Source organism: Streptomyces sp. E11-3 (assembly GCF_046540415.1).
In the GTDB taxonomy this organism is placed as follows: domain Bacteria; phylum Actinomycetota; class Actinomycetes; order Streptomycetales; family Streptomycetaceae; genus Streptomyces.
Genome location: NZ_JAZGRL010000013.1, coordinates 1 through 3,902, shown reverse-complemented (window position 1 = coordinate 3,902; position 3,902 = coordinate 1). Strand labels below are relative to the sequence as shown.

The following is a 3,902-nucleotide window of genomic DNA, read 5'->3' as shown; positions in this document are numbered from 1 at the left end:
GGCGGCCCGGGCGGCCGTCGACGGGGCAGCCGTCGACGGGGCGGCCGTCGACGGGGCGGCGGCGCAGGCCACCGCGGCCCCGCTGGGCCAGGCGGGTGGCGACCGGCTTCTCGGTGGTGGTGCTCGCGGCGGCCGGTATCGGGCATGCGCTGGTGACCAGTCTGGACACCGGCATCGCCCGCGTGGACCCCTTCAAGGACATGAAGAACCGGCCGGGCGCGGGCGGCGGCATGAACCTCCTGCTGGTCGGCACCGACGGCCGCGACAAGATCAGCGAGCAGGAGCGCAAGGAGTACCGCCTCGGCGGCGCGCCCTGCCACTGCACCGACACGATCATGATCGTGCACCTCTCGGCGGACCGCCGCCGCGCCAGCGTCGTCAGCCTGCCCAGGGACTCCTACGCGGTGGCGCCCGCGCACACCGACCAGAACTCCCGCGAGCGGCACCAGGCGCACCCCATCAAGCTCAACAGCGCCTACGCGGAGGGCGGCCCGAACCTCACGGTGCGCACCGTGGAGCGCATGACAAGACTCAAGATCGACCACTACCTAGAGGTCGACTTCACCAGCTTCATGAAGACCGTGGACGCGGTCGGCGGCGTCGAGATCTGCAACGCCGAGCCGATGAAGGACTCGCACACCGGCCTCGACCTGGCCGCGGGCACCCACCAGCTGTCCGGCGGCCAGGCCCTGCAGTACGTACGCTCGCGGTACGTCGACGGGGCGTCGGACCTCGGCCGGATGCAGCGCCAGCAGCGCTTCATGGCCGCACTGATCGCCAAGGCCACCTCGTCCGGGGTGCTGCTGAACCCGGTGAAGTTCCGCAAGGTGTCCAAGACCGTGCTCGGCTCGGTCCGCGCGGACAAACGCTTCGGCACCGACGAGATGCTCGACCTCGGGCGGGCGATGCGCGGCTTCTCCCCCGCGTCGTCCGAGTTCACCACGGTGCCGATCGGCACGATGGGCCACCAGGTCAAGGGCGTCGGCTCCACCCTGAAGTGGCACCCGAAGAAGTCCGCGAAGCTCTTCAGGACCCTCCGCGAGGACCGCCCGCTGGCCCCGCTGAAGGTGAAGACCAAGGTCGTCCCGGTGGAGGTCTCCCCGCGGCAGATCCGGGTCCAGGTCGACAACGGCACCAAGACGCCGGGCCTCGCCAAGCGGGTCGACAGCGCCCTGCGCGCCACCGGCTTCCAGACCACCAAGGCCCCCGGCAACGCCGAGCGACGCGATGTCCGCCGTACGGTCGTGGCCTACGACCCGCGCTGGGACCGCTCGGCGAAGTCCCTGGCCACGGCACTGCCGGGCAGCGAGCTGCAGGCGGTGAAGGGGCAGGGCGCGGTGCTGCGGGTGATCGCGGGCGCCGACTTCGAGAAGGTGACGCGGGTGCGGGCCAAGAACGCGAACCGGGGGGAGTTCGGGGCGAGCACGGGGGACCAGGTGGTGTGCGGCTGAGAGACCGGGGTGCGGCCGCCCGCGGCCACGTCACCGAGGACCGTCAGTCCCCGTCGAGCCCCTCCGACACACGCTTCTCGCGCAGCTCCTTGATGGCGCGGCGGCGGGCCAGCCGGTGGGTGCGGCGGATCTGGGCCTCCTGGTAGCGGCGCTGGTCGCGCTCGGTCTCCGGGATCACCGGGGGGACCATACGGGGCTTGCCTTCGGTGTCCACGGCCGCGAAGACCAGGTAGGCGGAGCCGACCTGGGTGGCCGGGGTCGACTCGTTCCAGCGCTCGGCGAGCACCCGTACGCCGACCTCCATGGAGGACCGGCCGGTCCAGTTGACCTGGGCCTTCACATGGACGAGGTCGCCGACGCGGACCGGCTCCAGGAAGGCCATCTCGTCCATCGACGCCGTGACCGCGGGGCCTTCGGAGTGGCGGCCTGCCACCGCGCCCGCGGCGTCGTCCACCAGTTTCATGATCACGCCGCCGTGCACCGTACCCAGGAGGTTGGTGTCGCTGTGCGTCATGATGTGGCTGAGCGTGGTGCGGGAAGCTGAGGTGGGCTTGCCGGGGATGTCCGAATCGGGGACGGAGGCCTGGTCTGTCATACGGTCCACCCTATGCCGGGCCGGACACCGGGCCGCATTGCATCAGCTCTGCAACAGCCGTGGTCCGAAACCCCTCCGGACCTTGCCGAGCGGCTTGACCGGCCCTGCACACTGGTTCACATGAACGATTGGCCCGAGGGGCGGACCGAGAACCGTGGTCAGGGTTACGGCCGCGGCAGTGCGAGCTCACAGCCGGAAGGCGCCCGCGTGATGCGCCACGTCCAGCGCGACGCCCGCCCCGCCGCACCGCCGCAGAGCGGTGGCGGCGCGGTCCCGCCGCAGCCCACGTACGGGCAGCACGACGCGTACGGCGGCGACGACGGCTACAACACGGGCCAGGTCTACGGCGGCGGCGGCCGAAACGGCGCCGGAAACGGCGGCGGCCACGGCCCGCGGCCCACCGGCAGGCCCGCCCCCGACTGGCGCCGCCGCATCAAGATCGGTGCGCTGGTCCTGGTGGTCGTCGTCCTCGCCACCACCGTCGGCACGTACTTCTGGGCCGACTCCAAGCTCAACCGCGAGGTCGACCTCTCCAAGGTCATCGAGCGCCCCGACGGCGGCAAGGGCACCAACTACCTGATCGTCGGCTCGGACAGCCGCGAGGGCCTGTCCGCCGATGACCGCAAGCGGCTGCGCACCGGTTCCGCCGAGGGCAAGCGCACGGACTCGATGATGATCCTGCACGTCGGCGACAACGGGAACACCATGATCTCGCTGCCGCGCGACTCCGATGTGCGGATCCCGTCGTTCAAGGGCTCCGAGTCCGGCAAGCTCTTCCCGGCCAGGGCCGGCACCACCAAGCTCAACGCCGCCTACGCGATGGACGGCCCCGAGCTTCTGGTGCGCACCGTCGAGGCCAACACCGGGCTGCGCATCGACCACTACGCGGAGATCGGCTTCGGCGGCTTCGCGAGCATCGTGGACGCGGTCGGCGGGGTCGAGATCCAGATCGACCAGAAGATGAAGGACAAGAAGTCCGGCTCCGACTTCGAGCCGGGCAAGCACACCCTCAACGGCGAGCAGTCCCTGGCCTTCGTACGCCAGCGCTACGGCCTGCAGGGCGGCGACCTGGACCGCACCAAGAACCAGCAGAAGTTCCTGTCCGCCCTGGCCAGCCAGACCGCGACCCCGTCGACCGTGCTCAACCCGTTCAAGCTCTACCCGACGATGAGCGCGGGTCTGGACACGCTGATCGTCGACAAGGACATGGGCCTGTTCGACCTGGCGGAGATGTTCTGGGCGATGAAGGGCGTCACGGGCGGCGACGGCACCTCGATGAACATGCCGATCTCCGGCAACAACGGATCCAACCTGGTCTGGGACAAGGCCAAGGTCGAACAGCTGGTGAAGCAGCTCAACAACGACGAGAAGGTCACGGTCACGGGGAACTGACCGTCCCCAGGATCGCGCAGGGCCCGTACCTCGTATCCCGTACCTCGTATCCCGTACCTCGTATCCCGTACCCCGAACGCCTCGCCCGCCGCGAACCTCCGGCCCTCCCGTGCCTACGGTGGCAGCACGCCGCCGCAGTCAAGGTCCGGAGCCCCCGTCATGGCAGATCTACAGGACGCAGCGCACGCACCAGGCGAGGTCGGCCAGCTCGACACGCCCGATCCTGCCGCCGACCGACCGCCCGGCCTCGACCAGGCCCGCGAGCTGCTCGCCGCGCACCCCGTCGCCGACGGGTGCAGCGGACTGGCCGCGGCGCTGCGGCGGCTCTCCTTCTACGACCTCAAGCTCGGCGAGAGCGGCCTGCACACCGATCTGCCCCGGCTGCGCGCCGGCCGGGTCGGCGCCATGTTCTGGTCGCTGCGGGTGCCGGACGACCGTGGCGCCCGCGCGGGCGGCCCCCCCCA

At 70.9% G+C, this 3,902-nt stretch carries 3 protein-coding genes and 1 pseudogene; 3 read left to right on the top strand and 1 reads right to left on the bottom strand.

Annotation, left to right across the window (positions count from 1 at the left end; genetic code table 11):
• Positions 1 to 1,451 (top strand): LCP family protein (locus tag U9R90_RS34125; RefSeq protein WP_411061188.1); only part of this gene is annotated, 1,451 nt, incomplete at its 5' end.
• Positions 1,452 to 1,494: 43 nt separating this feature from the next.
• On the opposite strand, the gene U9R90_RS34120 is transcribed toward U9R90_RS34125, so the two are convergent.
• Positions 1,495 to 2,046, bottom strand: coding sequence for an acyl-CoA thioesterase (locus U9R90_RS34120; protein ID WP_411061186.1), 552 nt, complete (start codon positions 2,044 to 2,046; stop codon positions 1,495 to 1,497).
• A 120-nt stretch (positions 2,047 to 2,166) separates the two neighbouring features.
• On the opposite strand from U9R90_RS34120, the gene U9R90_RS34115 reads away from it, so the two are divergent.
• Positions 2,167 to 3,438 (top strand): LCP family protein, encoded by a 1,272-nt coding sequence (locus U9R90_RS34115; RefSeq protein WP_411061184.1) that lies wholly within the window; start codon positions 2,167 to 2,169, stop codon positions 3,436 to 3,438.
• 159 nt (positions 3,439 to 3,597) lie between these two features.
• Positions 3,598 to 3,902: pseudogene (locus U9R90_RS34110) on the top strand (membrane dipeptidase); the annotation flags it as partial.